27 protein-coding genes are annotated in these 25,468 nt (G+C 45.3%); 6 read left to right on the top strand and 21 right to left on the bottom strand.

Translation table 11 applies throughout. The features are described 5' to 3' along the window. Position 1: 1 nt before the first annotated feature. The 3 genes from NFU07_RS00190 to NFU07_RS00180 form a co-directional block, all read right to left on the bottom strand. On the bottom strand, positions 2–610 hold the full coding sequence (locus NFU07_RS00190; RefSeq protein ID WP_235199071.1) for a superoxide dismutase: 609 nt from the start codon (positions 608–610) through the stop codon (positions 2–4). 110 nt (positions 611–720) lie between these two features. Beyond that, on the bottom strand, positions 721–1,200 hold the full coding sequence (locus NFU07_RS00185; protein ID WP_251472846.1) for a DUF456 domain-containing protein: 480 nt from the start codon (positions 1,198–1,200) through the stop codon (positions 721–723). A 189-nt stretch (positions 1,201–1,389) separates the two neighbouring features. Then, positions 1,390–3,021 (bottom strand): Na/Pi cotransporter family protein, encoded by a 1,632-nt coding sequence (locus NFU07_RS00180; protein WP_251472844.1) that lies wholly within the window; start codon positions 3,019–3,021, stop codon positions 1,390–1,392. Between the two features lie 170 nt (positions 3,022–3,191). On the opposite strand from NFU07_RS00180, the gene NFU07_RS00175 reads away from it, so the two are divergent. The 3 genes from NFU07_RS00175 to NFU07_RS00165 all read left to right on the top strand — a co-directional run bounded on the left by NFU07_RS00175 (position 3,192) and on the right by NFU07_RS00165 (position 5,642). After that, a complete protein-coding gene (locus NFU07_RS00175) occupies positions 3,192–3,701 on the top strand; it encodes a DUF1189 family protein (RefSeq protein WP_251472842.1) in 510 nt (169 codons plus the stop codon). Positions 3,702–3,917: 216 nt separating this feature from the next. Further along, positions 3,918–5,039 carry a flavodoxin-dependent (E)-4-hydroxy-3-methylbut-2-enyl-diphosphate synthase gene (gene ispG / locus NFU07_RS00170; RefSeq protein ID WP_052651773.1) on the top strand — a complete coding sequence of 374 codons (1,122 nt, stop codon included), beginning with the start codon at positions 3,918–3,920 and terminating at the stop codon, positions 5,037–5,039. Between the two features lie 12 nt (positions 5,040–5,051). Next, complete coding sequence (locus NFU07_RS00165) at positions 5,052–5,642, top strand: hypothetical protein (protein ID WP_251472840.1); 591 nt, start codon at positions 5,052–5,054, stop codon at positions 5,640–5,642. A gap of 505 nt (positions 5,643–6,147) precedes the next feature. Here NFU07_RS00165 and NFU07_RS00160 read toward each other — a convergent pair. The 5 genes from NFU07_RS00160 to NFU07_RS00140 form a co-directional block, all read right to left on the bottom strand. After that, positions 6,148–6,558 (bottom strand): Fur family transcriptional regulator, encoded by a 411-nt coding sequence (locus NFU07_RS00160; protein ID WP_251472838.1) that lies wholly within the window; start codon positions 6,556–6,558, stop codon positions 6,148–6,150. After that, complete coding sequence (locus NFU07_RS00155; protein ID WP_251472835.1) at positions 6,555–7,409, bottom strand: metal ABC transporter permease; 855 nt, start codon at positions 7,407–7,409, stop codon at positions 6,555–6,557. Before NFU07_RS00155 ends, NFU07_RS00160 begins: the two co-directional genes overlap by 4 nt. Beyond that, the gene (locus NFU07_RS00150) at positions 7,402–8,175 is read right to left on the bottom strand and encodes a metal ABC transporter ATP-binding protein (protein ID WP_251472833.1); all 774 of its coding nucleotides are present in this window, start codon (positions 8,173–8,175) and stop codon (positions 7,402–7,404) included. Before NFU07_RS00150 ends, NFU07_RS00155 begins: the two co-directional genes overlap by 8 nt. Before the next feature lie 184 nt (positions 8,176–8,359). Beyond that, positions 8,360–9,253, bottom strand: a complete 894-nt coding sequence (locus NFU07_RS00145; protein WP_251472830.1) for a deoxyribonuclease IV — start codon at positions 9,251–9,253, stop codon at positions 8,360–8,362. Positions 9,254–9,266: 13 nt separating this feature from the next. Next, on the bottom strand, positions 9,267–10,562 hold the full coding sequence (locus tag NFU07_RS00140) for a DEAD/DEAH box helicase (RefSeq protein WP_251472827.1): 1,296 nt from the start codon (positions 10,560–10,562) through the stop codon (positions 9,267–9,269). A gap of 125 nt (positions 10,563–10,687) precedes the next feature. Here NFU07_RS00140 and NFU07_RS00135 point away from each other — a divergent pair, with 125 nt between their 5' ends. Next, the gene (locus tag NFU07_RS00135) at positions 10,688–11,665 is read left to right on the top strand and encodes a 4-hydroxy-3-methylbut-2-enyl diphosphate reductase (RefSeq protein WP_235199060.1); all 978 of its coding nucleotides are present in this window, start codon (positions 10,688–10,690) and stop codon (positions 11,663–11,665) included. A gap of 95 nt (positions 11,666–11,760) precedes the next feature. Beyond that, positions 11,761–12,291 (top strand): DNA topology modulation protein, encoded by a 531-nt coding sequence (locus NFU07_RS00130; protein ID WP_251472824.1) that lies wholly within the window; start codon positions 11,761–11,763, stop codon positions 12,289–12,291. 14 nt (positions 12,292–12,305) lie between these two features. Here the strand turns inward: NFU07_RS00130 and NFU07_RS00125 are convergent, their stop codons facing one another. The 8 genes from NFU07_RS00125 to ccpN form a co-directional block, all read right to left on the bottom strand. Continuing rightward, on the bottom strand, positions 12,306–13,415 hold the full coding sequence (locus NFU07_RS00125; RefSeq protein WP_251472820.1) for a Nif3-like dinuclear metal center hexameric protein: 1,110 nt from the start codon (positions 13,413–13,415) through the stop codon (positions 12,306–12,308). Continuing rightward, a complete protein-coding gene (locus NFU07_RS00120) occupies positions 13,375–14,115 on the bottom strand; it encodes a tRNA (adenine(22)-N(1))-methyltransferase (protein WP_251472804.1) in 741 nt (246 codons plus the stop codon). Before NFU07_RS00120 ends, NFU07_RS00125 begins: the two co-directional genes overlap by 41 nt. 60 nt (positions 14,116–14,175) lie before the next feature. After that, positions 14,176–14,568: a cytochrome c550 gene (gene cccA / locus NFU07_RS00115; protein WP_251472801.1), complete on the bottom strand. Its 393-nt coding sequence runs from the start codon at positions 14,566–14,568 to the stop codon at positions 14,176–14,178. A gap of 129 nt (positions 14,569–14,697) precedes the next feature. Continuing rightward, positions 14,698–15,837: an acyl-CoA dehydrogenase gene (locus NFU07_RS00110; RefSeq protein WP_251472798.1), complete on the bottom strand. Its 1,140-nt coding sequence runs from the start codon at positions 15,835–15,837 to the stop codon at positions 14,698–14,700. Between the two features lie 131 nt (positions 15,838–15,968). Then, positions 15,969–17,126 (bottom strand): RNA polymerase sigma factor RpoD, encoded by a 1,158-nt coding sequence (gene rpoD, locus NFU07_RS00105; protein ID WP_235199055.1) that lies wholly within the window; start codon positions 17,124–17,126, stop codon positions 15,969–15,971. 33 nt (positions 17,127–17,159) lie between these two features. Further along, positions 17,160–18,962, bottom strand: a complete 1,803-nt coding sequence (gene dnaG, locus NFU07_RS00100) for a DNA primase (protein ID WP_251472796.1) — start codon at positions 18,960–18,962, stop codon at positions 17,160–17,162. Positions 18,963–19,214: 252 nt separating this feature from the next. Then, entirely contained in the window at positions 19,215–20,018 is an 804-nt protein-coding gene (locus tag NFU07_RS00095) for a pyruvate, water dikinase regulatory protein (protein WP_251472793.1), read from the bottom strand. Between the two features lie 10 nt (positions 20,019–20,028). After that, on the bottom strand, positions 20,029–20,667 hold the full coding sequence (gene ccpN / locus NFU07_RS00090; protein WP_251472790.1) for a transcriptional regulator CcpN: 639 nt from the start codon (positions 20,665–20,667) through the stop codon (positions 20,029–20,031). A 312-nt stretch (positions 20,668–20,979) separates the two neighbouring features. Here ccpN and NFU07_RS00085 point away from each other — a divergent pair, with 312 nt between their 5' ends. Further along, on the top strand, positions 20,980–22,356 hold the full coding sequence (locus NFU07_RS00085) for a glycine--tRNA ligase (protein ID WP_251472787.1): 1,377 nt from the start codon (positions 20,980–20,982) through the stop codon (positions 22,354–22,356). A 145-nt stretch (positions 22,357–22,501) separates the two neighbouring features. Here the strand turns inward: NFU07_RS00085 and recO are convergent, their stop codons facing one another. Genes recO through ybeY form a run of 5 tightly spaced genes read right to left on the bottom strand, consistent with a single transcriptional unit; the run spans position 22,502 to position 25,462 of the window. Beyond that, on the bottom strand, positions 22,502–23,296 hold the full coding sequence (gene recO / locus NFU07_RS00080; protein WP_251472778.1) for a DNA repair protein RecO: 795 nt from the start codon (positions 23,294–23,296) through the stop codon (positions 22,502–22,504). Between the two features lie 12 nt (positions 23,297–23,308). Then, positions 23,309–24,226 (bottom strand): GTPase Era, encoded by a 918-nt coding sequence (gene era, locus NFU07_RS00075; RefSeq protein ID WP_251472774.1) that lies wholly within the window; start codon positions 24,224–24,226, stop codon positions 23,309–23,311. Continuing rightward, positions 24,210–24,620 carry a cytidine deaminase gene (locus NFU07_RS00070; protein ID WP_251472772.1) on the bottom strand — a complete coding sequence of 137 codons (411 nt, stop codon included), beginning with the start codon at positions 24,618–24,620 and terminating at the stop codon, positions 24,210–24,212. The genes era and NFU07_RS00070 overlap by 17 nt, the downstream gene beginning before the upstream one ends. Before the next feature lie 19 nt (positions 24,621–24,639). Beyond that, entirely contained in the window at positions 24,640–24,993 is a 354-nt protein-coding gene (locus NFU07_RS00065; protein ID WP_251472770.1) for a diacylglycerol kinase family protein, read from the bottom strand. Further along, a complete protein-coding gene (ybeY, locus tag NFU07_RS00060; RefSeq protein ID WP_251472768.1) occupies positions 24,980–25,462 on the bottom strand; it encodes an rRNA maturation RNase YbeY in 483 nt (160 codons plus the stop codon). Before ybeY ends, NFU07_RS00065 begins: the two co-directional genes overlap by 14 nt. Positions 25,463–25,468: the final 6 nt, after the last annotated feature.

Genomic DNA, 25,468 nt, shown 5'->3' with positions numbered 1-25,468 from the left:
ATTATTTTGCTGCTTCGTAGCGTTTTGAAACTTCATCCCAGTTTACTACGTTCCAGAATGCCGCCAAATAGTCAGGGCGTTTGTTCTGGTATTTCAAGTAGTAAGCATGCTCCCAAACGTCCACTCCAAGGATCGGCGTTTTGCCTTCCATCAATGGAGAGTCTTGGTTAGGAGTTGAAGTCACTTCCAACTCGCCGTTTGAAACTGCTAGCCAAGCCCAGCCTGAACCAAAGCGTGTTTTACCAGCATTTTCGAATTTTGTTTTGAACTCGTCAAAGCTGCCGAATTTAGCATCGATTGCTTCAGCAAGAGCACCTGATGGAGCGCCTGTGCCATTTGGCGTAAGCAATTGCCAGAACAATGAGTGGTTAGCGTGTCCGCCGCCATTGTTGCGCACTGCTGTACGGATGTCTTCAGGAACTGCGTTCAAGTCAGAGATCAATTCTTCCACTGATTTTGAAGCAAGGTCTTCGTGGCCTTCTAAAGCCGCATTTACGTTTGTTACATAAGTGTTATGGTGTTTCGTGTGGTGAATGTTCATCGTTTCTTTGTCGATGTGTGGTTCAAGTGCGTCATACGCGTAAGGTAATTCTGGTAATTCATAAGCCATGATTAAATTCCTCCTTGAGTCTATTGTTCTACTTTCTTAGCGTATCAAAGTTTTTCGAGCGATACAATTAAAATGCCCAGACAATTCATTTAATCAGTCTTTTGGCTGAATCAAATTACGATAAAGAACAGGATGACCATAATAATCTGGATGATCCCTTTAGTGAAGACCGACGTGATAAACCCGACGACCGAACCGATGCCCGACCTAACCGATTGTTTGATTGTCGATTTATTGAAAATCAATTCTGCAAGGATCGCCCCAAGGAAAGGACCGATTAAAATACCAGCAATCGGGATGACAAATGGGCCGATGATCAACCCGATTGTGCTGCCCCATAAGCCTGCTTTCGAACCGCCGAATTTCTTAACGCCAAAAGCATTGGCCAGCGCATCCGCACCGAAGAGCAAAATAACAAACAGGCTTTCAATCAGCCAGAACCACCACGGCAAATCGCTGAACTCGAAGAACAGCCCATAAACGACAAATCCGCCGAAGATAAATAGGACCGCTGGAATGATCGGATAAATCAAGCCGACGAATCCGACAGCGAAAAATAGCAAAATGACAATCCAAGCGAAAACTTCCATCTCTTCATCCTCCTAGTAAAAAACTCCTTTTCATCGTGCCCTACATTTTTTGAAATGTAAAGTAATGAAAAGGAGCCGTTTTATCTATTCTACTGTAATTAGCAGCAAGAGTTCCAGTTTAACTCCCAGGTTCTTGCTGCTTCCGGTTAAAGAGAAACGAATATCCGTTTCTCCGTCGCGTATTATCTTTTATGCACGATTCCCAAGGATGGCTTCAGCAATGTTTACCGAGTGATCGCCTACCCGCTCTAAATTGCTGACGATATCGACAAAGACGATTCCCGCTTGAGCTGAACATTTGCCTTCATTTAGGCGCATAATGTGCTTTTTGCGGAATTTTCGTTCCATCTTGTCAATCAGATCTTCTTGCTCAGCTACTTCACGCGCCAATTCATGGCTCGTTGTATCAAGAGCATCCAAGGCTTTTTTCACAGTGGCAATCGTTAATGTGAACATTTCACGCAAATCTTCCATTGCATCTTCCGTGATTTTCACTCGGTTATTTTCCTGATAATCGACCAATTCAATGATATTTTCAAAATGGTCGCCAATCCGTTCAATATCCCGGACCGTTTCCATCAGCATTGTATGGCGTGTCGAATCTGTAGCGGAAATCGATTCGGCAGAAATCAACACAAGGTAATCCGTAATTTTGCTGTCAAGATTATTGATGGCATCTTCAAGCTGATAAGCCATCTCCGCACTTTTCTTGCTTTTCGTTTTTAAGTATTCGTAAGTTTCTTCAAGACCCTGCACCGCATATCCGCCCATTCGCAAAACTTCTTCTTTCGCTTGGCCTAACGCAATCGAAGGAGATTGTTCGATAAAATGGACATCCAAATGCTTCGGCTTGAATTCGATCAAAACTTCTTCGCCCGGTATAAATTTCGTTACCAGATAAGCCCAGAAGCCGATCAATGGAAACTGAATAATTGTATTTGCGACGTTGAATGAACCGTGTGCAAAAGCAATCTGCATTTTCGCTTCCAAATTAAGTATGCCGGCTATCCATTCGACATATGCCGTAAATGGCACCAATAAAATCATGAAAATAACAGTACCGACAATATTGAACAAAACGTGAACCGCTGCCGCTCTTCTTGCAGCAATTGAAGTTCCCAATGCCGCGAGTACAGCCGTAATCGTCGTACCGATATTATCCCCGAACAAGACTGGCAGTGAGGCACCTAATGACAAGACGTTCTCTGCGTAGAGACCTTGCAAAATTGCAACAGTCGCACTTGAACTTTGTACGATCAAAGTAAATACCGTTCCGACAACTACTCCTAGAATCGGCAGATCACTTAAACTGATCGTCAAATCGATGAAAGCGGCAGATTCGCGCAAAGGCTTCATCCCGTCGCTCATCAATTCGAGACCGAAGAACAGCCCACCGAAACCAAAGACCACTTGGCCGAAATTCTGGATTTGATTTTTCTTAAAGAAAAAAATCAGTGCAGCACCGACCGCCATAATCGGCAATGCATATGCGCCTACATCCAGCCCGATGATGAAGGCCGTTACGGTTGTCCCGATATTGGCACCCATGATAACTCCGATAGCCTGTCTTAAAGTCATAAATCCTGCACTTACTAATCCGACAACAATAACGGTTGTACCCGAACTCGATTGAATCAGCACAGTAACGATAATCCCTACGAGGACTCCCATGAAAGGGTTAGTCGTAAAGCGGTCTAAAATTCCCCGCAATCTGTCGCCCGCAGCTTTTTGCAAGGCATCCCCCATATACTTAATAGAAAATAGGAATATTCCCAAACCGCCAAAGAAAGTAAAAAGCATTTCTTGCCAATTCGTTTCCACGATGTACATTCAACTCCTAAATTTACGATTTCACACCTAGTCTATTATGAAGAGTTCGATAAGGCATTGTAAATACCTTTAATTAAAATTTACATTCCCGTAACAAAGCACCCCAATTTCTACCTGCTCTCCATGTTAGGATATAATTATTAGCTGAAAGGAAGATGGATGTGAATCTTTATCAATTATTTAAAGCCAGTTTAATGGAACCAAAAAAGCAGGCAGCCGTCCGTATTATGACAATAGGAAAGATTATGCGCTTTGTTTTCTTGTTCATCCTGTTTATGACGGTGATTTCCTTCATTGAATTATCACTCGGCTTGAGCGATACGACCAGTGATGTGGATGGCCTTCTCCAGTTTGTCGAAGAAATCGAATTTCTGCTCTATCCTTTTGCTTTCGTATTTTTATTTGTTTCGACGACACTCTATCATTTTTTGAAAATCAGTTTTTTCGCTTTAGTAGGCTTGTTATTTATTAAAATGAAAAAACGCAAAGGCGAATATCGCCATCTTTGGCGCACCACTGCTTTAGCAGTCACAATTCCGACACTTGTGTCCTTTGCCTTCAGTTTTATCGGAGCTGATTTATGGGTTTCAGCCGGAACAAGTTTGTTGACGGTCCTCTATTTGTATTTGGCCACGAATTATTATCCAAAACAACCGGTTAAAAAAGCTTGAGATATGCTTTAAACCGAAATCTGCACAAGAACAGATCCCGATCTCGCAATGGAGTCTTGCCATTATTCAAAAAAATGGCAGCATAACCGTTCTTTCTTGTCTTTTCGGTTGTCAGACTGCTAAAATGGCAATAGGTAACTGAAACAAACTAGTCAACTAGTTGGAAAAAGCGGTAGGCCGAGTGAAGCCTATCCTGCTAAAAAGGAGAGAATTTTAATGAGTGAAAGCATTCACCGTACGAAAACACGCCCCGTTAAAGTTGGTGATCTGACGGTTGGCGGAAGCAATGAATTATTCATTCAAAGTATGGCAACAACAAAAACCCACGATGTGGAAGCGACAGTTGCAGAAATTCTGCGCCTTGAAGAAGCAGGCTGCCAAATTGTCCGCGTCGCTTGTCCTGATGAACGCGCAGCTTATTCAATCGGTGCAATCAAAGCACGCATCAATATCCCGCTTGTTGTTGATATTCATTTTGACTATAAATTGGCTTTGATCGCTATTGAACAAGGCGCTGACAAAATCCGCATCAACCCAGGCAATATCGGACGCCGCGAAAAAGTGGAAGCTGTTGTAAACGCAGCAAAAGCGAAAGGCATTCCGATCCGCATCGGGGTTAACGCCGGTTCTTTGGAACGCAAAATCCTTGAAAAATACGGCTACCCAACTGCAGATGGCATGGTTGAAAGTGCACTTCACCACATTAAGATCCTGGAAGACTTGGATTTCCATGACATTATCGTTTCGATGAAGGCATCAGATGTAAGTTTGGCGATTGAAGCTTATGAAAAAGCTTCGAAAGCTTTCGACTATCCGCTTCACCTCGGCATCACAGAATCCGGTACTTTGTTCTCTGGAACTGTGAAAAGTGCTGCCGGCATCGGGGCATTGCTTGCAAAAGGCATCGGCAATACTTTGCGCATCTCGCTAAGTGCTGACCCGGTTGAAGAAGTAAAAGTGGCCCGTGAATTATTGAAAGTCTTTGGCTTGTCTTCAAACGCTGCGACATTGATTTCTTGCCCGACTTGCGGACGCATTGAAATCGATTTGATCAAAATCGCAAATGAAGTGGAAGAATACATCTCCCACATCAAAGCTCCACTTAAAGTAGCAGTCCTTGGCTGTGCGGTAAACGGCCCAGGTGAAGCTCGTGAAGCCGATATCGGCATCGCTGGTGCCCGCGGCGAAGGTTTGCTGTTCATGAAAGGCAAAACGGTCCGTAAAGTACCGGAAGAAACAATGGTTGAAGAATTAAAAGTTGAAATCGACAAGCTCGCACAGGAATACTTTGAAAAGCAAGCTGCTGAAAAAGCGGAATTGGAACAACAACAAGTATAAGGTCGTGAAGCTATGAGAAGCCGTTTTGGCATTGACATCGATGGTACGGTGACATCACCTACCTCATTGATTCCACATATTAATGAAGCATTCAACAGCAACCTGACTTTGGATGATATAAAGGAATACGATTTGACTGCAGCTCTTCCCCACCTTCCAAAAGGTGAATTTTTTGACTGGTTCCGGGAAGCTGAACCGAAAATTTATGCCACTTCCCCTATTTCGGAAAACGCAAAGAATATTTTGGATAAATGGAAAGAGCAATACGAATTGTATTTCATCTCAGCACGCGGTGAAAATGTCCGCGATGTTACGTACGATTGGTTTGCAGAGCACGCCATTTCCTATGATCATATCGAATTGATCGGAACCCATAAGAAAATCGAAACAGCAAAACGCCATCAAGTGGATCTCTTCTTTGAAGACAAGCATGATAACGCTGTTGAAATTTCTGAGGAACTGGACATTCCCGTCATCTTATTCGACACCCCTTATAACCGATTGCCGACACCTAAAAATGTGGTCCGCGTTTATAACTGGCTAGAAGCCGAGCAATGGGTAGAAAAAGAATTTGCTCTTCAACAAACCATTCGCTCAAAATAAATGATAACCATCAGCGGTTCAGTTCCGCTGATGGTTTTTTATTTGGTCCTTTGCAGCCGAAGGAAGTTTATTTGCGCTTGGCGGCGGTTTATTTGCGCTTAAATTTTTTTATTTGCGTTCGGCGCCATGTTATTTGCATTCGTTGAATAAATGCATAAAAAAACGCAAGCGTCATCAGACCGCTTGCGTTTTCTTATTGTCCTGTTAGCAACAGCTCGTCCTTAAGCCTTTCGGAACTAGCAGGCCGTTTCCGCTTTTCTTCTTGTCCAGACTCCAGCGCCTAGCTTCTCGGGTCATAAGCCGTCTTGCCTGTGCGGCAAGAAGCGCCGCTTCGGCAATCCGTCTTATGCCTTTCGAAGCTGGACAGGCGCTTCCGCTTTTCTTACTGTCCGGACTCCAGCGCCTAGCTTCTCGGGTCATAAGCCATCTTGCCTGTGCGGCAAAAAGCGCCGCTTCGGCAATCCGTCTTATGCCTTTCGAAGCTGGACAGGCACTTCCGCTTTTCTTACTGGCATTCTGGGCATTTGCCGTAGATTTCGAATTTGTGGTTGGCAATTTCATAGGCCGGCAATGCCGCACCCAGCATATCCATCGGACAAACTGGAATTTCTTTGATCTTGCCGCAACCCATGCAAATGAAATGATGATGATGGTGCTCGCTTTCGCACTGCATGCGGAAATGGCGCTCCCCCGACAACTCTGTCTCTTCCAATATGCCAAGCGACACAAATGTCGCCAAGTTGCGGTACACAGTATCATAGCTCATGCTCGGATAATCTTTTTGCATGACGTCAAGCAAATCACGAGCCGTCAAATAGCGGTCATCGTCTGCAAATAACTCAAGGATTTGCGAACGTTTTGTCGTTTCCTTATAGCCGTTTTCTTTTAAAATGTCCCACGCTTTTGAGATGTTCATGCGACAGCCCCCTTCTTCATTGAAACAGAGATCTTTTTGAAGCCAATGACCAGCAATAACAAGAAAATTGAAGTGACAACAATAGTGCCTCCCGGCGCTAAATTAAAGTAAAATGCGGTGACCAACCCCGTAATGACGGAGAATTCACCGAAAAAGATGGACAGCAGAATGGTCTGTTTGAAGCTTTTCGCCACCCGCATTGCTGCAGCTACCGGAATCGTCATCAATGATGACACCAATAAAATCCCGACAATCCGCATCGAGCCCGCGATAACAAGCGCTGTGACAATCATAAATAGGAAATGAATCCACTTGGCCGGCAACCCGGAAGCTTTGGCGTATTCATCATCAAACGACAAAACAAATAATTCTTTGAAGAATAATAAGATAAATACCAAGACAACAATGGCAATTGCAGCCACAATCATCAGGTCTTCCCGGCTGACTGCCGAAACGGAACCGAATAGATAGCCGAATAAATCATTGGAAAAGCCTTGCGCCAGCGAAATGAAAATGGCCCCGAAGCCAATCCCCGCTGACATGATAATCGGAATCGCGAGTTCTTCGTAATGCTTATAGAGGCTTCTCAGACGTTCGATTAGAATCGATCCACCGACAGATGCGGCTATGCCCAGAAATAGCGGATTCAACAAAGCAAATGCGGCTACACTTTGGCTCAAAAACAAGCTTCCGGCTATTCCCGCTAAGGTTACGTGGCTCAGGGCATCCGCTATTAGCGAAAGACGGCGAACTACGATAAACACGCCTAGAAGCGGCGCAATCACGCCGATAATCAACCCAGCTGCAAAGGCGCTTTGCAGAAATTCATACGTTAATATAGCATCAATCATGGCTATGGCTTCCTCCGATATGGTGAATTTTACGGACAGAATGGCCGTACCAAGCTTCGCGCTGGGCGTCGCTCATTGTATGAAGCTGTTCTTTAAATCCGTGGAAATGGATGGTCTGGTTTAGACAAGCCACATGCGTGATGCGGTCCGTCACCGTATCCACATCATGGGTCACCAGCACCAACGTGATGTTTTGATCGCGGTTAAGCGAGGCCAGCATATTATAGAAAGACTGGACATTCTGGTGGTCGATGCCGACCGTCGGTTCATCCAGGATGAGCACTTTCGGCTTTGCAACCAAAGCTCTCGCGATAAAAACGCGCTGCTGCTGTCCGCCTGATAATTCACTGACGCTGCGGCCGCTAAAAGCTTCCATCCCGACCGACAGGAGCGCTTCTTTTACATCTTGTTTGTAATTTTTCGGAAGCCGGTGAAACAAGCCTGCTTTTTTTGCCAGCCCCCCAGCGACCACTTCTTCAACTGTTGCCGGAAAACCGGAATTGAAGGAATTGGATTTCTGGGAAACATAGCCGATCCACTCACGGTGCTTGAAGTTTTTTGAATCGACTCCGAAAAGTTCAATCTTCCCTTTTGTCGGCTTGATCAAGCCGAGCATGACTTTCAGCAAAGTGGATTTACCCGACCCATTCGGTCCGAGTATGGCCAGAAAATCGCCTTCTTCCACTTTCAAGGAGATATTCTCAAGTGCTTTTGTCTGTTCATACTCATAACTGATTTCTTTAATGTTGATTAATGGCGCGTCCATAGAGCCGCCTCTTTTCTAATTAATAATGATTACGATTTACATCATTAAATCAGTATAGATGACTCCAGCTCCCTTGTAAATAGATTGGGCTCAGAAAACCCCTCGCTTTCAACCATTTCAGTAAAAATAAAAACCGCAGGCTTGCCGGAACTTCCGGTTTTGCCTGCGGTTTCTAATTCATCTTTTAAAGCGGTGTTTTCATTTCTTCGATGACGCCGGGAGTGAAAATCCCATTTTTGAACATTTCGATTTCAAAAGCGTACGGCGGCTTTTTATTTTTTGCATCGCTTCCGACATACGGCGTTTCAAGAATTTTCGGCACATGCTTCAAGTCGCGGTGGTGCACAATGCCATTTAAAGCTTCAAATCCGATTTCTCCAAACCCAATGTTTTCATGGCGGTCTTTGCCGGCACCACGGACATTTTTGCTGTCATTGATATGAAGCACTTGCAAACGGTCGATTCCGACAATCCGATCGAATTTCTCAAGCACTCCGTCAAAATCTTCTTTAATGTTGTAGCCGGCATCATGCGTATGGCAAGTGTCGAAGCAAACCGACAAACGCTCATTATGGGTTACCCCGTTAATGATCGCCGCGATTTCTTCAAAACTGCGCCCGCATTCCGTCCCTTTGCCCGCCATCGTTTCAAGCGCGATATTGACAGCATAGTCTTCTGTCAGCACTTCGTTCAACCCTTCAATGATTTTCGCGATTCCCGCTTCTGCACCAGCTCCCACGTGAGCTCCGGGGTGAAGGACGATCTGCTTTGCGCCAAGCGCTGCCGTCCGCTCGATTTCTTTTTGGAGAAATTCAACACCCAGTTCAAAAGTTTCAGGTTTTACAGTATTCGCCAAATTAATAATATAAGGTGCATGAACCACGATATTGCTCAAATTATGGGCAGCCATATGGGCTTGTCCCGCTTCAATATTCAGATCTTCAATCGGTTTGCGCCGCGTATTCTGCGGTGCCCCTGTATAGATCATGAATGTGCTCGCTCCGTAGGAAGCCGCTTCTTCACTTGCTGCAAGAAGCATTTTCTTTCCGCTCATGGATACGTGTGAACCTATTAACATCTAAAAAATCTCCTTACTTTTTGCGGTTTTTGCGGCGTTCGACTTTCTTGATTTCGTCCATTTTCCATTTCATTTTCTTTTTGTACATCGGTTTCACAGCTTTTGGTTTATGGACCATGGTCTTCGCTTTCGCATCCGCTTCATTTGTCTGTCTAACCCGCGTTTTGCGGCTATGGCGGTCTTTCAAATCAACAAACTCGCCTTTTACGATATCTTTTTGCTGGAATGGAATGCCCATTTTCTCGACGCGGTTGATCGCATCTTCCTCTTCAGGATTAAAGATCGTGATGGCAATTCCTTTTAACCCGGCACGTGCCGTACGGCCGACGCGGTGAATAAAGAACTCTAGGTCTTCCGGCAGCTCATAATTGATGACATGGCTGACGCCTTGGATGTCAATTCCGCGCGCAGCGAGATCCGTTGCAACGATGTATTGATATTCCAAATCGCGGATTTGCTTCATCATTTTCACGCGTTCGCGAGGAGCCAAATCACCATGGACACGGCCAACACGGATGCCCGCTTTTGCCAGTTCATCCGCCACATAATCTGCATTCGTTTTCGTATTAACGAAAATAATGGCTAAATACGGATTGATGATGCCCATGATTTCTTTCAGGCGCTCCACTTTCCGTTTGCTTCGTGCAGGCACCAAGTAGAAGTCCAAGCCTTCAGCAGTCGGGCGTTTGTCGCCAATTTTAATATGGACAGGCGATTCCATGTATTTTTTAAGGAATGGCTTTAATTTTTCCGGAATGGTCGCAGAAAATACATACATCTCCAGTTTGTCTTGCATTTTGCCCGCCACTTGGTCGATTTCTTCGATAAAGCCAAGGTCGAAAGCCAGATCCGCTTCGTCGACTACAAGAATTTTTCCTGTATGGACCAGAAGCGCATTTTCATTCACCAAGTCTTTTAATCGTCCCGGTGTGCCGATGACGATATGCGGTTGAGTCTTCAGCTTATTAATCGAACGCTTTTTGTCCGTACCGCCGATAAAGCTTTTCACTTCGATATCGGAACCTTCTACCAGTTTCATCATTTCTGCATAGATTTGAGTGCCGAGTTCACGTGTTGGTGCACAGATGACTGCCTGGACTTCTTGGCGGCTTGTGTCGATGCGCTCTGCAATCGGAATGATGAAGCTATGGGTCTTCCCTGTTCCTGTATGGGATTGTCCGATGGCTGAGTTGCCTTTCAATATGTGGGGCATCATCTCTTTTTGGATCGGGGTCGGCTCTTTAAAACCGAGTTTTTCTACCGCTTCTAATAGGAACGGCTTGAATGGATAATCATTAAATTTTGTCATGGGATCATATTCCCTCCTTACGCTCTTGACATTATAGCATGAATTCGCTTTTTTCGTATTGCAACTTTTGTAAACGCAGGCCGTCTCGTTTATAATGAAGGTATGATTTTGAAAGGAGTGCGGTTATGAAGGTAATGAAAATATCGCCAAGAGGGTATTGTTACGGCGTAGTGGATGCAATGGTCATTGCGAAAAATGCTGCAATGGACGAAACTTTGCCCCGCCCTATTTATATATTAGGCATGATTGTCCACAATAAACATGTTACAGACGCATTTGAAGAAGACGGGATCATCACTTTGGATGGCAAAAACCGACTTGAAATTTTGGAGAAAGTAGAATCCGGCACAGTTATTTTTACCGCACACGGCGTTTCTCCACAAGTCCGTGAACTTGCCAGAAGAAAAGGCTTGGTGTCTATCGACGCAACTTGCCCTGATGTAACAGTTACGCACGATTTGATCCGGGAAAAGACGGCAGAAGGCTACCATATCATCTACATCGGGAAAAATGGCCATCCGGAACCTGAAGGGGCAATCGGTGTGGCGCCTGACTTGGTTCACTTGGTTGAAAGTGTTGAAGATGTCGACCAATTGCAATTAACAGCAGACAAAATCATCGTGACCAACCAGACGACGATGAGCCAGTGGGATGTCGTAGACATGATGAAGCGCCTGAAAGAGAAATACCCGCATTCAGAAGTCCATAAAGAAATATGCTTGGCTACACAAGTTCGCCAGGAAGCTGTAGCAACCCAAGCAGGCGAAGCGGATTTGCTGATTGTCATCGGCGATCCGATGAGCAACAACTCGAACCGCTTGGCTCAAGTTTCACAAGACATCGCTGGAACTCCGGCTTACCGCATTTCAGATCTTTCAGAACTGAAATTGGAATGGCTCGATGGTGTTGAAACAGTCGGCATCACTGCCGGTGCATCTACTCCGACTCCGATCGTCAAAGAAGTGATGAACTTCCTTGATAAATATGATCCGGAAAATCCGGAAACGCATGAATTGACACGCAGCGTACCATTAAATAAAATCTTGCCGAAGATCAAACATCCGAAACCTTCGGAACGCATTGAACCTTATCCAGTTGAATAGTTTGAAATGTCCTGTGGGCCATTAAAATAAACCGTGAGCTTTCTACAAAGTCTCACGGTTTTGCTTTACGTATGATTAAAGTGAGGTGAAACAACATGAAAAGAATTGCAATCATCGGCTCGGGAGGGTCTGGAAAATCCACTTTTGCACGCCACTTGGGTGAAAAATTGCAGCTAAACGTTTATCATCTTGACGCCATCCTTTGGAAACCGGACTGGACAGCCGTCTCTCGGGAGCAACAAGAAGCGATTCAGCTTCAAATGGTCAGTAAAGAGAATTGGATCATCGATGGCAATTACAATGGCACGCTGGATCTTCGCTTAAAAGCTGCTGATTGCATCATTTTTATGGATATGCCGCGGAAATTATGTGTTTACCGGATACTGAAGCGCAACTTCCTTTACCGGAACAAGCAGCGCCCTGATATGGCTGCAGGCTGCAAAGAACGCTTTGATTTGAATTTTTTGAAGTGGGTGTGGAATTATCCGCGTGATAAACGCCCGAACGTCTTGCTGAAATTGCAAAAACTTTCAAGTGAAAAAGAAATTGTTATTTTGACTTCCCCAAAAGAAGCAAAAGACTTTATCGAACAACTAAAAACAGAGAATCCAGTTACCGTTAAGTAAACTGGATTCTCTGTTTATTTGAATGTAAACGGTTCTGTGCTGACTTCGGATGGCAGGAATTCACATTGCCAGTTCTGCGTTTTTGACATGTGGTTGACCACGCCTTTGATCATCACTTTTTCAACATGGTGTCCAGGATCTACAACAGCAAGGCCTATTGCATCAGCGTCCTGCGCCACGTGGAAATAAAGATCCCCCGTGACATAGACATCGGCCCCTGCACGTTTTGCTGCATGGATGTATTTATTGCCATCGCCACCGAGTACCGCTACTTTTTTGACAGGTTTTGTGAGGTCGCCGACAATTCGTACAGCCGGAACATCGAGCCGCCCTTTTACGTGTTCCGCAAAATCCTCGAGGCTCATTTCTGCGTCAAGCAAGCCGACACGCCCTAAGCCCATTGGCAACTCTTTATTTTCCAATGTAAAAACATCGTATGCCACTTCTTCGTAGGGATGTGCCGCAATCATCGCTTTGATCGCACGGTCTTTTTCGTTTTTCCGGATGACCACTTCAATTTTCGATTCTGCCGTCATCTCCATTTTTCCCGCTTCGCCGATAAACGGATCTGCATCATCGGTTGGCCTGAAACGTCCCGTGCCGCTCAATGTATAGCTGCAATATTCATAGTCTCCGATAGCTCCGGCTCCTGCCTTTCCGAGTGCCACGCGAACTTCTTCTTCGTGGGTTTCCGGTACAAAAACGGCAATTTTAACTAACTCCGCTTCGTATGTAGGAACAAGAATTTTCGTATTCGTGAGCCCTAGCGCGTCCGCAAGCAAATCATTGACGCCGCCTTCTGCCACATCCAAATTGGTATGGGCCGCATACACGGCGATGTCATGTTTAATGAGCTTTTCCATTAAGCGCCCTTGCGGAAAATCGGTCTGCAGATTCTTGAGCGGTCGGAAAATCGGCGGGTGATGGGCAATGATCAACTCTGCACCTTTTGCAATCGCTTCATCCACGACTTCTTCGTTGACATCCAAAGTCACCAATACCCGTTCGATTTTCTTATTTAACGTTCCCACATGAAGCCCGATCGGGTCATCTTCCATCGCCAAGTATTTCGGCGACCATTTCTCAAACTCCTCGATGATCTGCTGTCCATTCGGTATTTTCACTGTTCAGCACCTCTTCTACTAGTTGGATTTTATGCACTAAATCATTTTTCCGCGAAAGGATCTCTACCGTTTGTTCAGTAGATTCCATAGAAGCCACAATTTTTTTCCATTGGGTACTTTCGCGCTGCCATTTTTCAATGAATATCGGAGAACGTTGTGTCATCAAATAAGGTCCCATCAAGAGTTCCGTTTCCGACAAGCCAGAAACTGCATCGGCAGGTTCCAACACTAAAATCTCATAAATTTTATCGTTTTCTTTTAAAATTTCTTCTGTTTGGATGATCCAGCTGTTTTGCTGAGCCCAGACGCGGATGGCTTTGGCATGGACATTCGGCTGAAGAATCAATCGTTCGACTCCTTCTAGCCGATCCATTCCTTCATTTAAAATGGAGGTAATCAACGGACCGCCCATTCCTGCGATGGTGACTGCTGTCACACCGTCTTCAGGATGGATGGCCAAAAGCCCGCTCGCTAACCTTACCGTAATCTGTCCATCAAGCTGCTCCAGGCGAACTTGTTTTTTTGCCGATTCAAAAGGACCTTTTACTACTTCCCCTGCAACCGCTTTTTTAACCATCCCATTTAATACCAAGAAACATGGCAAATAGGCATGGTCGCTGCCGATATCCGCAACGATGGCGCCTTTTGGTACATGGCTTGCCACCCGTTCTAAACGCAGCGATAATTGTTGAGCATTCATCCGTTATCCTCCTATCAACAAAAACCCCTTAGCTCAAGTAGAACTAAGGGGGTTTTCAAACTATTCGAGAGATAAAATCCACTCAGCCATAGCTGGAATATTCTCTTCTTCGATGAGTCCGCCTGGCATTGCGCCTTTACCATTTGCAATAATATCTTCGATTCCTGCTTGATCCAATTCAGTATCAATCAATGATGGACCTACTCCGCCTTCATAGCTTGAACCGTGGCATGATACACAGCTTTGCTGTGCTTGTGCTTCTGGATCGAATTCAGCAGAATCCGTGCTGCCGCCGTCGTTGCCTTGCTCTTCGCCGCCTGTGCCGCCTTCTTCTTCTGCGTGTTCTGCAGCAATCTCTTCTTGGTTATTGGCGCCTTCTAAAGATAAGAAGAAAATCAGACCAATACCGAACGCCATGATTAAGATATAAGGTACAATTGCATTTTTTTGCATCCGTTACCCCTCCCTCTATAAAGTTCTGCTTGATGATAGTGTTCGTATCATTCATTATTGTACTGTATTATTTGCAAAACGAAAAGTCTTATGGGAGAAGTTTTAAGTTATTGTGACAAATTCAGTAATTTAACAGCCGATTTGTCGTGCAATCACCATTTTTTGCACTTCAGATGTTCCTTCCCCGATTTCCAGCAATTTCGCATCGCGCATATAGCGCTCCACTTCATACTCTTTCATATAGCCGTAGCCGCCGTGGATTTGTATGGCTTCATCCGCCACTTCCATTGAAATTTCCGAAGCATAAAGCTTCGCCATCGAAGCTTCTTTCGTGAACGGGCGCCCTTGGTCTTTCAGCCATGCTGCTTTATATACCATATTCCGCGCCAATTCAATTTTGAGTGCCATATCAGCCAGCTTGAACTGAGTGATTTGAAATTCGGATAGACTCTTGCCGAATTGCTTGCGCTCTTTGGAATAATTTAATGCACGGTTAAACGCTGCCTGAGCGATTCCAACAGCCATTGCAGCGATGCCAATGCGCCCGCCATCCAAAGTCACCAGGAATTGCTTAAAGCCTTCTCCGCGCTTGCCAAGCAGGTTTTCTTTCGGTACGCGGACATTTTCCAGTACCAATTCCGTCGTGTTCGATGCATGAAGCCCCATTTTTTCATAATTGTCGATGATCGTGAAGCCTTCGGCATCAGTCGGTACGATGATGGCACTGATTTCTTTCTTGCCATTTTCCATTCCTGTAATCGCGGTAATTGCCAAATGCTTTGCATAGCTTGCATTCGTGATATAAACTTTCGAACCGTTGATGACCCAGTCATCACCGTCTTCAACTGCACGTGTTTCCGTGCCGCCTGCATCCGATCCTGCGTTCGGTTCCGTCAATCCGAAAGCACCGAACGATTCGCCTGAACAAATCGGAGCCAAGTATTTTTCTTTTTGTTCATCCGTTCCGAAAAGGTTCAGCGGTGCACCGCCAAGTGAAATATGCGCCGAGTACGTAATGCCTGTAGAAGCACAAGCACGGCTCAATTCTTCTGTTACAATAGCGAAACTTGTCGTATCTGCTCCTGCCCCGCCGTATTTCTCATCAAACGGCAATCCCATCATCCCCATGTCGGAAAGCTGTTTGAAAATTTCTTTCGGAAACTCATTTGTGCGGTCACGGTCGATTGCTCCAGGCGCCACCACTTTATCCGCAAATTCTTTAATCGTTTTCTTAATCATTTGCTGTTCTTGCGTCAGATCAAAATTCATCTCATTACATCCCCTTTGTTATGAATACGCTTACAACTTTCATTATATAGGAAAAATTTAGACAAACTCAACTCTAAAGGGGAAATTCATAAAAAAACAGACTGCCGAAAATTTCAGCAGTCTGCATTTTTTTATTCGAGGAAATCTTTCAAACGCTTGCTCCGTGATGGATGGCGCAGTTTGCGAAGCGCTTTAGCTTCGATTTGGCGAATCCGTTCACGTGTGACGCCGAAGACCTTTCCTACTTCTTCCAAAGTGCGCGTACGCCCGTCATCTAAGCCGAAGCGAAGGCGCAATACATTTTCTTCACGGTCAGTCAATGTATCCAAAACGTCTTCCAACTGCTCTTTCAACAATTCGTAGGCAGCATGGTCAGATGGTGATTGCGCATCCGAATCTTCGATGAAATCGCCCAAATGTGAATCATCTTCTTCACCAATCGGTGTTTCCAATGATACCGGCTCTTGAGCAATTTTCAGGATTTCACGGACTTTTTCTGGCAATAGGTCCATTTCTTCCCCGATTTCTTCCGGTGAAGGTTCACGGCCAAGATCCTGCAGCAGCTGGCGCTGAACGCGAATCAATTTATTGATGGTTTCCACCATATGCACCGGGATACGGATCGTACGCGCTTGGTCGGCAATCGCACGAGTGATCGCTTGGCGAATCCACCAAGTTGCATACGTACTGAATTTAAAGCCTTTCGAGTAGTCGAATTTCTCAACCGCTTTGATCAAGCCCATATTCCCTTCCTGGATCAAATCAAGGAAAAGCATGCCTCGTCCAACATAGCGTTTGGCAATACTGACAACAAGACGCAAGTTCGCTTCAGCTAATCGCTTTTTCGCTTCTTCGTCGCCTTGTTCGATCAATTTGGCCAACCTTACTTCTTCCTCCGCTTTTAAGAGGTCCACCCGGCCGATTTCTTTCAAGTACATTCTGACAGGGTCATTGATTTTGACGCCTGGCGGGACACTTAAATCATTCAAATCGAATTTCTCTTCAGTCGGCTTCATGAGACGGTCCAAATGCTCTTCATCATCTGATTTCCGTTCCAATTCAATGCCATGCCCCTCAAGTTGATCGATGAATTCTTCAACGGCATCCGATTCCATTTCAAAAACAGCTAATTTATCGGCAATCTGTTCATAGTTCAGTTCTCCCGTTTTTTTACCTGTTTCGATCAATTGTTTTTTCGCTTCTTCTACAGTCGCTTCAGGACCTTCTGTAGTGCTTAATGAGACATTGCTTGCTTCAACTTCGTTTGGACGTTCTGATTTCTCAGCCATACGATTTTCCTCCTTTAAAAAAACGGGATTAACCTATAATGATTTCTTCAAAGCAATCACTTCTTGTGCCAAAACCAAGGCACGCTTCATGTCATGCTGTTTTTCAGCTTCTTTTGACTGCTGAATTTTCAGCTTGATCTGCTGTTCAATCCGATGCTTCTGCAAATGTGTCAAGCAGTCGGCAATTTCTTCATCCGCATGTTCGGGATCGCGTTCAGTCAATGCTGTTTCCATAACGAGCTTCCGAAGTTCCGGGTCACGCAGCGTTTCCAAAAATTTATGGAAATCCGCTTTTTCCCATTCTTCATAAAATCCGAGCAATTGAACGTACAGCGCCGTAAATTCTTCGCTGACAAACGGCATGCCGCCGGGTGCCTGCGCTAACTTTTCCATGGTTCTGGCATTTGCTAGAGCATGGGAAAACAGCAGCCTTTCAGCACGGTGGAGAGAAGTCACCCGTTTTGGCTCCCGCTTCGGCGCTTTTTCTTGAACTGGCGCGCTTGGACGGCTGCGTTCAATTGTCTTGTTTTCAATTTTCCGGTATTGCTGAAGAATCGCTTCCTCTGACAGGCCGGTTTCATTAGACAATTGCTTGATGTAAAGATCACGTTCAATCGGCGACGACCGCCCTGCTAAGAGCTGCAGCACTTCTTGAATGTATTGCAGAAGGTCATTTTCGTATTGAAAACTTTTATGTCTGCGAGCATGCATCATCGCAAATGCAATAAATGCATGCGGTTTGCCGATGATTTGCTCTTTAAAAGCTTCATTGCCGTGTTCCCGGACAAAATCATCAGGATCCATCTTGCCTGGGAGTACAGCGACTTCCACTTTGAACTTTTCTTCATTTAATGCAATGGCTGCTCTTTTAGCAGCTTCCCATCCGGCATCATCCCCATCAAAACAGATGACAATTTCCTGGGCGAAACGCTTCATCGCTTTGATGTGCTGCGACGTAAGAGAAGTTCCCATTGTTGCAAGCGCATTATCCACGCCTGCTTTGCCGGCAGCAATAACATCCATAAACCCTTCAAACAAAACGATTTTCCGGTTTTTTCGGATTGCATTTCGGGCTAGATGCACATTATAAAGCACTTGGCTTTTCTGGAAAATCGGCGACTCAGGACTATTAAGGTACTTTGCCTCTTCCTTGCTCTTCACTAAAATCCTGCCGGAAAAAGCAATGACTTTACCTGATTCGTTCATAATTGGAAACATGATTCTACCGCGGAAACGATCAAAAAATCCATTTTTCTGCTCACGCTGGATACCGAGTCCGCTAGAGACCAATTCCTCTTCACTAAAGCCTTTTCGCTGCAATGCGGTGGCCATGTAATTCCATTCGGGCAATGACCAGCCAATCCGGTATTTTTCAATCATTTCCTTTGTGAATCCCCTGTTTTCCAGATAGTCGAGCGCTTCTTGCCCTTCTTCTGTATTGAGGAGGATATGGTGGTACATGTCTGCTGCAAATTCATGCATCAAAATAAGCTGATGGTCTGTTTTTGTAGGTGCTGGGCCGGAGTCGTTCGGGACCGTAATGTCTACGTCGATTCCTGCCCGGCTGCCGAGGCGAGCCAATGCGTCTTGGAATGTAATGTTTTCAATGTCCATTAGGAAAGTGATGACATTTCCGCCCGCTCCGCAGCCGAAGCAATGGAAAATCTGCTTGTCGGATGTTACCGAGAACGATGGCGTGCTTTCACCATGAAATGGACAGAGCCCGAACCAATTGCGCCCTCTTTTTGTTAATTGAACATATTCACCGACGACGTCTACAATATCCGTGGAAGTACGGATTTGTTCGATCACTTCTTCTGGAACTCGATTTGACACATTATCACCATCTTTTTTTGCTTAACATACTTAATTCGTGATATTTTAAGGAATTCCTTCATCTTTCATCAAAAAGATCGAGACAATTTATTGGCCATTATATTTGTTTTAGCCACAATTCTTCATTATAAAACGTTTTGGGCAAAAAATCCACAATTTAAATAGAAAAACCACCTGATAAGGAGGTTTTTCTTTAAAGTCCACTATTTCCCACTCAAATGGGCTCGATCGCCTACATGTGAATGGTCGCTATTATTTGCGTTTGCTCAAAATTAAATTAGCTGTTTCTTCTACAGCGCGGTTTGTGACATCGATCACTTCACAGCCGATTCTGCTGACAACTTTCTCGAAATGGGCAATCTCTTCGTGGATCCGATTGATTTTCGCATAATTTGCATCATCGCTTAATCCTAATGCAATCAACCGCTCTTTCCGGATGGAATTCAACTTCTCGGGAGAAATCACCAGTCCGTAGCATTTGGATGGATCGACTTTATAAAGTTCTTCAGGAGGATCCACTTCCGGCACGAGCGGTACGTTCGCCACTTTCAAGCGCTTATGCGCCAGATATTGCGATAACGGCGTTTTGGACGTTCTCGAAATTCCAACCAAAACGATATCGGCCATCAAGATCCCGCGCGGGTCACGTCCATCGTCGTATTTAACAGCAAATTCGATGGCTTCCACTTTTTTGAAATAATCATCATCCAACTTGCGGACCAAGCCCGCTTCTTCTAAAGGAATAGAATCCAGTTCATTTTCCAGCGCGTCCATCAGCGGACCCATTAAATCAACAGACGTTACATTGAATTTCGGCGTTTCCGATTGGATATACCGCCGCAATTCTTTCGACACTAATGTGTAGACGATAAATGCCTTCTGCTGCGCTGCCAATTTGATGATTTCCTCAAGATGCTCAACAGAATCAATATAGGGAAACCGCTTTAATACTGCATTTTGATCGGCATATAAATACTGGCTAATAGCCGCTTTAGCAACCAGTTCGCCTGTCTCTCCTACAGAATCAGAGACAATGAACATACGGAGTTGTTTCATTTCGTGCACCTCACAATTCGTGGTTTTCCGACAATGATAAAAACGCCCGGGTGATATTCGTTTTTGTCAACCGCCCGACGACTTTAAAGCCTTCCGGCTGTTCCTCTACGACCGGCAAAGCATCAATCTGCTGATTGATCAACCGGTGAGCTGCCTGGATCAGCGACTCATTTTTTACGCAATAGGTAATATTCGGCATTCTAGTCATAATAATATGTACCGGGATTGCAGTTAAATTTTGGCTGCCAAGGCTAGTCCGCAGCAAATCCTTGCGGGACAAGACACCCGTCAGAAACGAATTCTTGTCGACGACGAACAGGGTCCCGACATCGTCAAGGAACATTTGGCTGATCGCGTCATAAACACTGACATCTTCTCTGACCACAACCGGAATCGACTGAAAGTCTTTCACTTTCATATTGTTCATCGTATCCGTGATATCCTGGCCAGGTTTTTTTCCGGAATAGAAATAGCCGACACGCGGACGGGCATCTAAAAATCCAGCCATCGTCAAAATCGCCAAATCCGGCCTTAATGTAGCTCTTGTCAAATGCAGGCGTTCAGCAATTTGTTCGCCCGTTATCGGACCATTGCCTTTTACGATCTGCAGGATTTCCTCTTGTCTCTTATTGAGTTCGATCGGACTCACCGCCTCAAAATATGTTATACTCAATGATGATTATTATATACTAATGGATGCGATATTGCGAAGAAAACTTTCCCATGATACAATACTAAAGAATCGAATATTAGGCAATGATGGAGTTATAAGTACTGTCGCAATCAGCGAGCGGGGATAGTGGAAGCCTGCATAGATGGGAAAAGGCACTCTGGAGCCAGTTTCTTTTAAGAGGGCTGCTTTATTGCAGCCAATCGAGGTGGAACCGCGGGTCTTAACGTACTCGTCCTCGGACATTATGTCCGGGACGTGTACGATTTTTTATTTTATGGAGGTTTTTTTATGTCAATGGAAGAAATAGTATCATTAGCAAAACACAGAGGCTTTGTATTTCCGGGTTCTGAAATTTACGGTGGCCTTGCCAACACATGGGATTACGGTCCCCTTGGCGTAGAACTTAAAAACAATATCAAAAAAGCATGGTGGAAAAAATTCGTTCAGGAATCGGCGCACAACGTCGGCCTTGACGCTGCGATTTTGATGAACCCGAAAACTTGGGTGGCATCAGGGCATGTCGGCAACTTCAACGATCCGATGATCGATTGCAAGAGCTGCAAAACACGCCACCGTGCAGATAAATTGATTGAAGATGCTTTAGATGCAAAAGGCATCGAAATGATCGTAGACGGTCTGTCTTTTGAAAGAATGGCCGAATTGATCAAAGAACACGAAATCAAATGCCCGACTTGCGGCAAAGAAGATTTCACAGACATCCGCCAATTCAACTTGATGTTCAAAACTTTCCAAGGCGTAACGGAATCCTCAACGAATGAGATTTTCCTTCGTCCTGAAACAGCGCAAGGAATTTTTGTGAACTATAAAAATGTCCAGCGCTCCATGCGCAAAAAAATGCCGTTCGGTATTGCCCAAATCGGTAAAAGTTTCCGTAATGAAATCACACCCGGGAACTTCACATTCCGCACACGTGAATTTGAACAAATGGAGCTTGAATTCTTCTGCAAGCCTGGCGAAGACTTGGAATGGTACGCTTACTGGCGCGATTTCTGCAAAAACTGGCTGCTGAACCTGGATATGTCGGAAGACAATATGCGTCTTCGTGAGCACGACGAAGACGAATTGTCGCATTACTCCAATGCAACCGTCGACATCGAATACAAATTCCCATTCGGCTGGGGTGAGCTATGGGGCATCGCTGACCGTACAGATTTCGATTTGAAGCGCCATATGGAACATTCAGGCGAAGACTTCAATTACATCGATCCGATTACGAACGAGCGCTATGTGCCTTATTGCATCGAGCCATCCCTGGGTGCCGACCGCGTCACTTTGGCTTTCCTAGTAGATGCATTCCACGAAGAAGCGCTTGAAAACGACGACAAACGTACTGTCTTGAAGTTCCACCCGGCTCTTGCACCGTATAAAGCAGCCGTTCTTCCGCTATCGAAGAAATTGGCTGAAGGCGCAACGGAAGTATTTGCTGATTTGGCGAAGCATTTCATGGTCGACTACGACGAATCCCAATCAATCGGTAAACGCTACCGCCGCCAAGACGAAATCGGTACACCATTCTGTATCACTTACGACTTTGATTCAGTAGAAGACGGCCAAGTGACTGTCCGCCACCGCGATTCTATGGAACAAGTTCGTATGCCGATTGCCGAAGTACAGGCTTATATCGAAAAACACATTCAATTTTAATTAAGACCTTACAAAAAGGGAGACCCGCATTTCGATGCGGGTCTCCCTTTTTAGGTTCGGAAAGTAAATAAAAATAGAAATAAAGCTTTCCGATTCTGCAAAGAACCTACTTCCCCTTCAGTAAAAACATCAAAAAAAGACCTGCTCAGGTGATTTCATCCTGCTGCGGGTCTTGTTCTTCTTTTCGGGGTAAAAATTCAGGTGTCCGTTCCAACTGTTCCAAAAATTTACGTGATTTCAGGCGTATTCCCGCCTGTTCTTCGTAAATGGTGCGGACAATCCCTTTTAAAAGCGATTTCGATTCTTTTTTCAGTTTCAAGGATCCGACGCGTTCAATCGGGACAAAATAAAAAGTGCGGATCAATTTCACGAGTGCCGGGCTTAGCCGGATGATGTAACGGTCGACGTCAAAACAGCGATGGCACAGGAAGCCGAGTTCCTGGAACGAAAACGCGAACTCTCCTTCAGTCGCCCCGCAATTCGCACATTCGTGCAAAGTCGGCGTGAGTCCAGCTAGCGGAAGCATCTTCCATTCGACAAACAGCGAAATCGCTTCCGGATCATATCCTTCTTCAATTGCGTGAAGGGCCTGGTAAAGCATATCGTAGATCGACGGCTGCGGTTCATCTTGTTCCGTCAGCCGGTCGATCAATTCTGTAATATAACTGGCGTAGGCCGTTTTCATGATGTCTTCACGGATGTGGCGAAGCGACTCGAGCGGATCCCCGCTTTGAAGTGTGCCCATTCCACGCCCTTTGAAGACGGAATAGCTGCCATGGGTAAACTGTTGGGTCACGGCAGCTAAGCGGCTCGAAGGCTTTTTAGCCCCTCTGGCCATGCAGGTGATTTTGCCGGCTTCGCGGGTGAAAAGCGTAACGATTTTATTGTTTTCGCCATACGCCTGTGTCCGGATCACAATTCCCTCTAATTGATTCAGCATGGAACCGACTCCTTAATATTCGTCGTCTCTAAAACCGAAGTCGCGCAAATGCATTGCTTTGTTGCGCCAATCTTTTTGCACTTTCACCCAAAGTTCCAGATAGACTTTTGAGCCAAGGAGATTTTCGATATCCTTGCGAGCGCGTGAACCGATTTCCTTTAAAAGTACACCTTTTTTGCCGATGACAATCCCTTTTTGAGAATCGCGCTCGACCATGATTGTTGCCTCGACGCGGATCATGTTCTCATTTTCACTGTCCGGTGCAATTTTCTCGATGACCACAGCAATCGAATGCGGAATTTCTTCACGCGTCAAATGCAAGGCCTTCTCCCGGATCAATTCCGAAATGATGAAGCGTTCCGGGTGGTCTGTCACTTGGTCCGCCGGATAGTACTGCGGGCCTTCCGGAAGGTATTCGCTGATTTTCGAAAGCAGGTTTTCAACATTATTGCCCTGCAGCGCCGAAATCGGAATCGCTTCTTTAAAATCGAATTCCTTTTTAAAGGATTCGATCAACTTCGGCAATTCATCCGGGTGTACTTGATCAATTTTATTCAACACTAAAAAGACCGGTACATCGAGGCCTTTGATCATTTCAAGGACGAAGCGATCCTGTTTGCCAATCCGCTCATCTGCACTGGCAACGAATAGCAGCACATCCACTTCACGGAATGTGTTTTTCGCCACTTTCAGCATGAAATCCCCCAGCTTATGGCGCGGTTCGTTGATCCCTGGTGTATCGATGAAGATCATCTGACTGTCCGTGTTCGTCACGACGCCTTGCACTTTGTTGCGCGTCGTTTGAGGCTTGTCGCTCATGATCGCGATCTTCTGGCCGACAACCCGGTTTAAAAATGTTGATTTCCCGACATTCGGACGTCCGATGATTGAGATAAAGCCTGATTTGAATCCATTATTTCCCTGATGCATACTCTAAATCCTCCGTTGAAAATGCTCCGGGCAACAGTTCACTGACTGTTGTTTCCTGGACATCTCCATTTAAATTTGTTAAATAAACCGGCATGTTTGGCGAGCAGAATTCTGCAATCACTTGGCGGCATGCACCGCACGGCGACACCGGGCCTTTCGTATCTGCCACAACAGCCAGTGCAGTGAAGTTTCTTTCACCCTCGGATACCGCTTTGAACATCGCTGTGCGTTCTGCGCAATTTGTCATGGAATAGCCGGCATTTTCAATATTGCAGCCGTGGTAAACTTTGCCGTCAGCCGTAAGAAGCGCCGCCCCGACCTTAAACTTGGAATACGGCACATATGCCCGTTCGCGTGCAGTTTTTGATTCTGTCATCAATTGTTCTTTCTCCATTGCGAATCACCTCTATAAGTTATAGCCATTTGGGCAAGAATATTAGTAATCCAATTATAGCACTAGCTGCTGCAAATACCAAAACTGCACCTGCTGCCATATCTTTCGCTTGTTTAGCGAGGGGATGGACCTCAGGAGAAGCAAGATCCACGACGCGTTCCATTGCCGTATTGAGGAGCTCTAATGCCAGCATGCCGCCAATCAGCAAGATCACAATGAGCCATTCCGTTTTGGAGAGGCCGGTCAGCCATCCGGAAACGCCTACGACAACCGCTGCCATCAAATGAAAGCGGATATTCTGTTCTTTTCGGACAGCCGCAACAATCCCTTGTGCCGCAAAACTGAAAGATCGGAAAAACCTACTCAGCTTCATGTGAGTCACGGGTAATGCCAAGCGAAGATAAAATCGCTTCCTGTTTTCCGAACATTTCCTTTTCGTCCGTTTCGTTCATGTGGTCATATCCTAGGAGATGCAAGAATCCATGAACGGCAAGAAAGCCCAATTCGCGTTCAAACGAATGCCCGTAATCGGCAGCCTGTTCTTTTGTCCGGTCCAGTGAAATGATGATATCCCCTAGAACCCTCGTTTCAGGTGAACCGACGATTTCAAGTTCCCCTTCGCCCAATTCTTCCATCGCAAAAGAGATAACATCGGTTGGCGTGTCTTTGCCGCGGTATTCCTTATTGATCGCTTGGATCATATCGTTCGTCACAAAAGTCACCGATACTTCCGAATCCCCCACTTTTTCCTCTTCTGCTGCATGTTTCAGGATTTTCTCTACAAATTGCAGCTCCTGTTCTTTTAAAGTCGCTGTTTCATCAATTAAATCAATGGCTAACATATTTTT

This window comes from Planococcus sp. NCCP-2050, from assembly GCF_023708025.1.
Lineage (GTDB): Bacteria > Bacillota > Bacilli > Bacillales_A > Planococcaceae > Planococcus.
This window is presented reverse-complemented; position numbering and strand designations above follow the sequence as displayed.

Bases quoted from the DNA above. Each gene is read 5' to 3' on its own strand.
- ispG (WP_052651773.1), top strand. From the start codon at position 3,918: ATGAGTGAAAGCATTCACCGTACGAAAACACGCCCCGTTAAAGTTGGT.
- NFU07_RS00085 (WP_251472787.1), top strand. From the start codon at position 20,980: ATGTCAATGGAAGAAATAGTATCATTAGCAAAACACAGAGGCTTTGTA.
- NFU07_RS00145 (WP_251472830.1), bottom strand. From the start codon at position 9,253: ATGTTAATAGGTTCACACGTATCCATGAGCGGAAAGAAAATGCTTCTT.
- NFU07_RS00110 (WP_251472798.1), bottom strand. From the start codon at position 15,837: ATGAATTTTGATCTGACGCAAGAACAGCAAATGATTAAGAAAACGATT.
- NFU07_RS00070 (WP_251472772.1), bottom strand. From the start codon at position 24,620: ATGGAGAAAGAACAATTGATGACAGAATCAAAAACTGCACGCGAACGG.
- NFU07_RS00140 (WP_251472827.1), bottom strand. From the start codon at position 10,562: ATGACAAAATTTAATGATTATCCATTCAAGCCGTTCCTATTAGAAGCG.
- cccA (WP_251472801.1), bottom strand. From the start codon at position 14,568: ATGCAAAAAAATGCAATTGTACCTTATATCTTAATCATGGCGTTCGGT.
- NFU07_RS00185 (WP_251472846.1), bottom strand. From the start codon at position 1,200: ATGGAAGTTTTCGCTTGGATTGTCATTTTGCTATTTTTCGCTGTCGGA.
- NFU07_RS00130 (WP_251472824.1), top strand. From the start codon at position 11,761: ATGAAAAGAATTGCAATCATCGGCTCGGGAGGGTCTGGAAAATCCACT.
- NFU07_RS00160 (WP_251472838.1), bottom strand. From the start codon at position 6,558: ATGAACATCTCAAAAGCGTGGGACATTTTAAAAGAAAACGGCTATAAG.
- NFU07_RS00135 (WP_235199060.1), top strand. From the start codon at position 10,688: ATGAAGGTAATGAAAATATCGCCAAGAGGGTATTGTTACGGCGTAGTG.
- NFU07_RS00165 (WP_251472840.1), top strand. From the start codon at position 5,052: ATGAGAAGCCGTTTTGGCATTGACATCGATGGTACGGTGACATCACCT.
- rpoD (WP_235199055.1), bottom strand. From the start codon at position 17,126: ATGGCTGAGAAATCAGAACGTCCAAACGAAGTTGAAGCAAGCAATGTC.
- recO (WP_251472778.1), bottom strand. From the start codon at position 23,296: ATGCTGAATCAATTAGAGGGAATTGTGATCCGGACACAGGCGTATGGC.
- era (WP_251472774.1), bottom strand. From the start codon at position 24,226: ATGCATCAGGGAAATAATGGATTCAAATCAGGCTTTATCTCAATCATC.
- NFU07_RS00150 (WP_251472833.1), bottom strand. From the start codon at position 8,175: ATGGACGCGCCATTAATCAACATTAAAGAAATCAGTTATGAGTATGAA.
- NFU07_RS00065 (WP_251472770.1), bottom strand. From the start codon at position 24,993: ATGAAGCTGAGTAGGTTTTTCCGATCTTTCAGTTTTGCGGCACAAGGG.
- ybeY (WP_251472768.1), bottom strand. From the start codon at position 25,462: ATGTTAGCCATTGATTTAATTGATGAAACAGCGACTTTAAAAGAACAG.
- NFU07_RS00095 (WP_251472793.1), bottom strand. From the start codon at position 20,018: ATGAAACAACTCCGTATGTTCATTGTCTCTGATTCTGTAGGAGAGACA.
- NFU07_RS00155 (WP_251472835.1), bottom strand. From the start codon at position 7,409: ATGATTGATGCTATATTAACGTATGAATTTCTGCAAAGCGCCTTTGCA.
- NFU07_RS00120 (WP_251472804.1), bottom strand. From the start codon at position 14,115: ATGAATGCTCAACAATTATCGCTGCGTTTAGAACGGGTGGCAAGCCAT.
- NFU07_RS00190 (WP_235199071.1), bottom strand. From the start codon at position 610: ATGGCTTATGAATTACCAGAATTACCTTACGCGTATGACGCACTTGAA.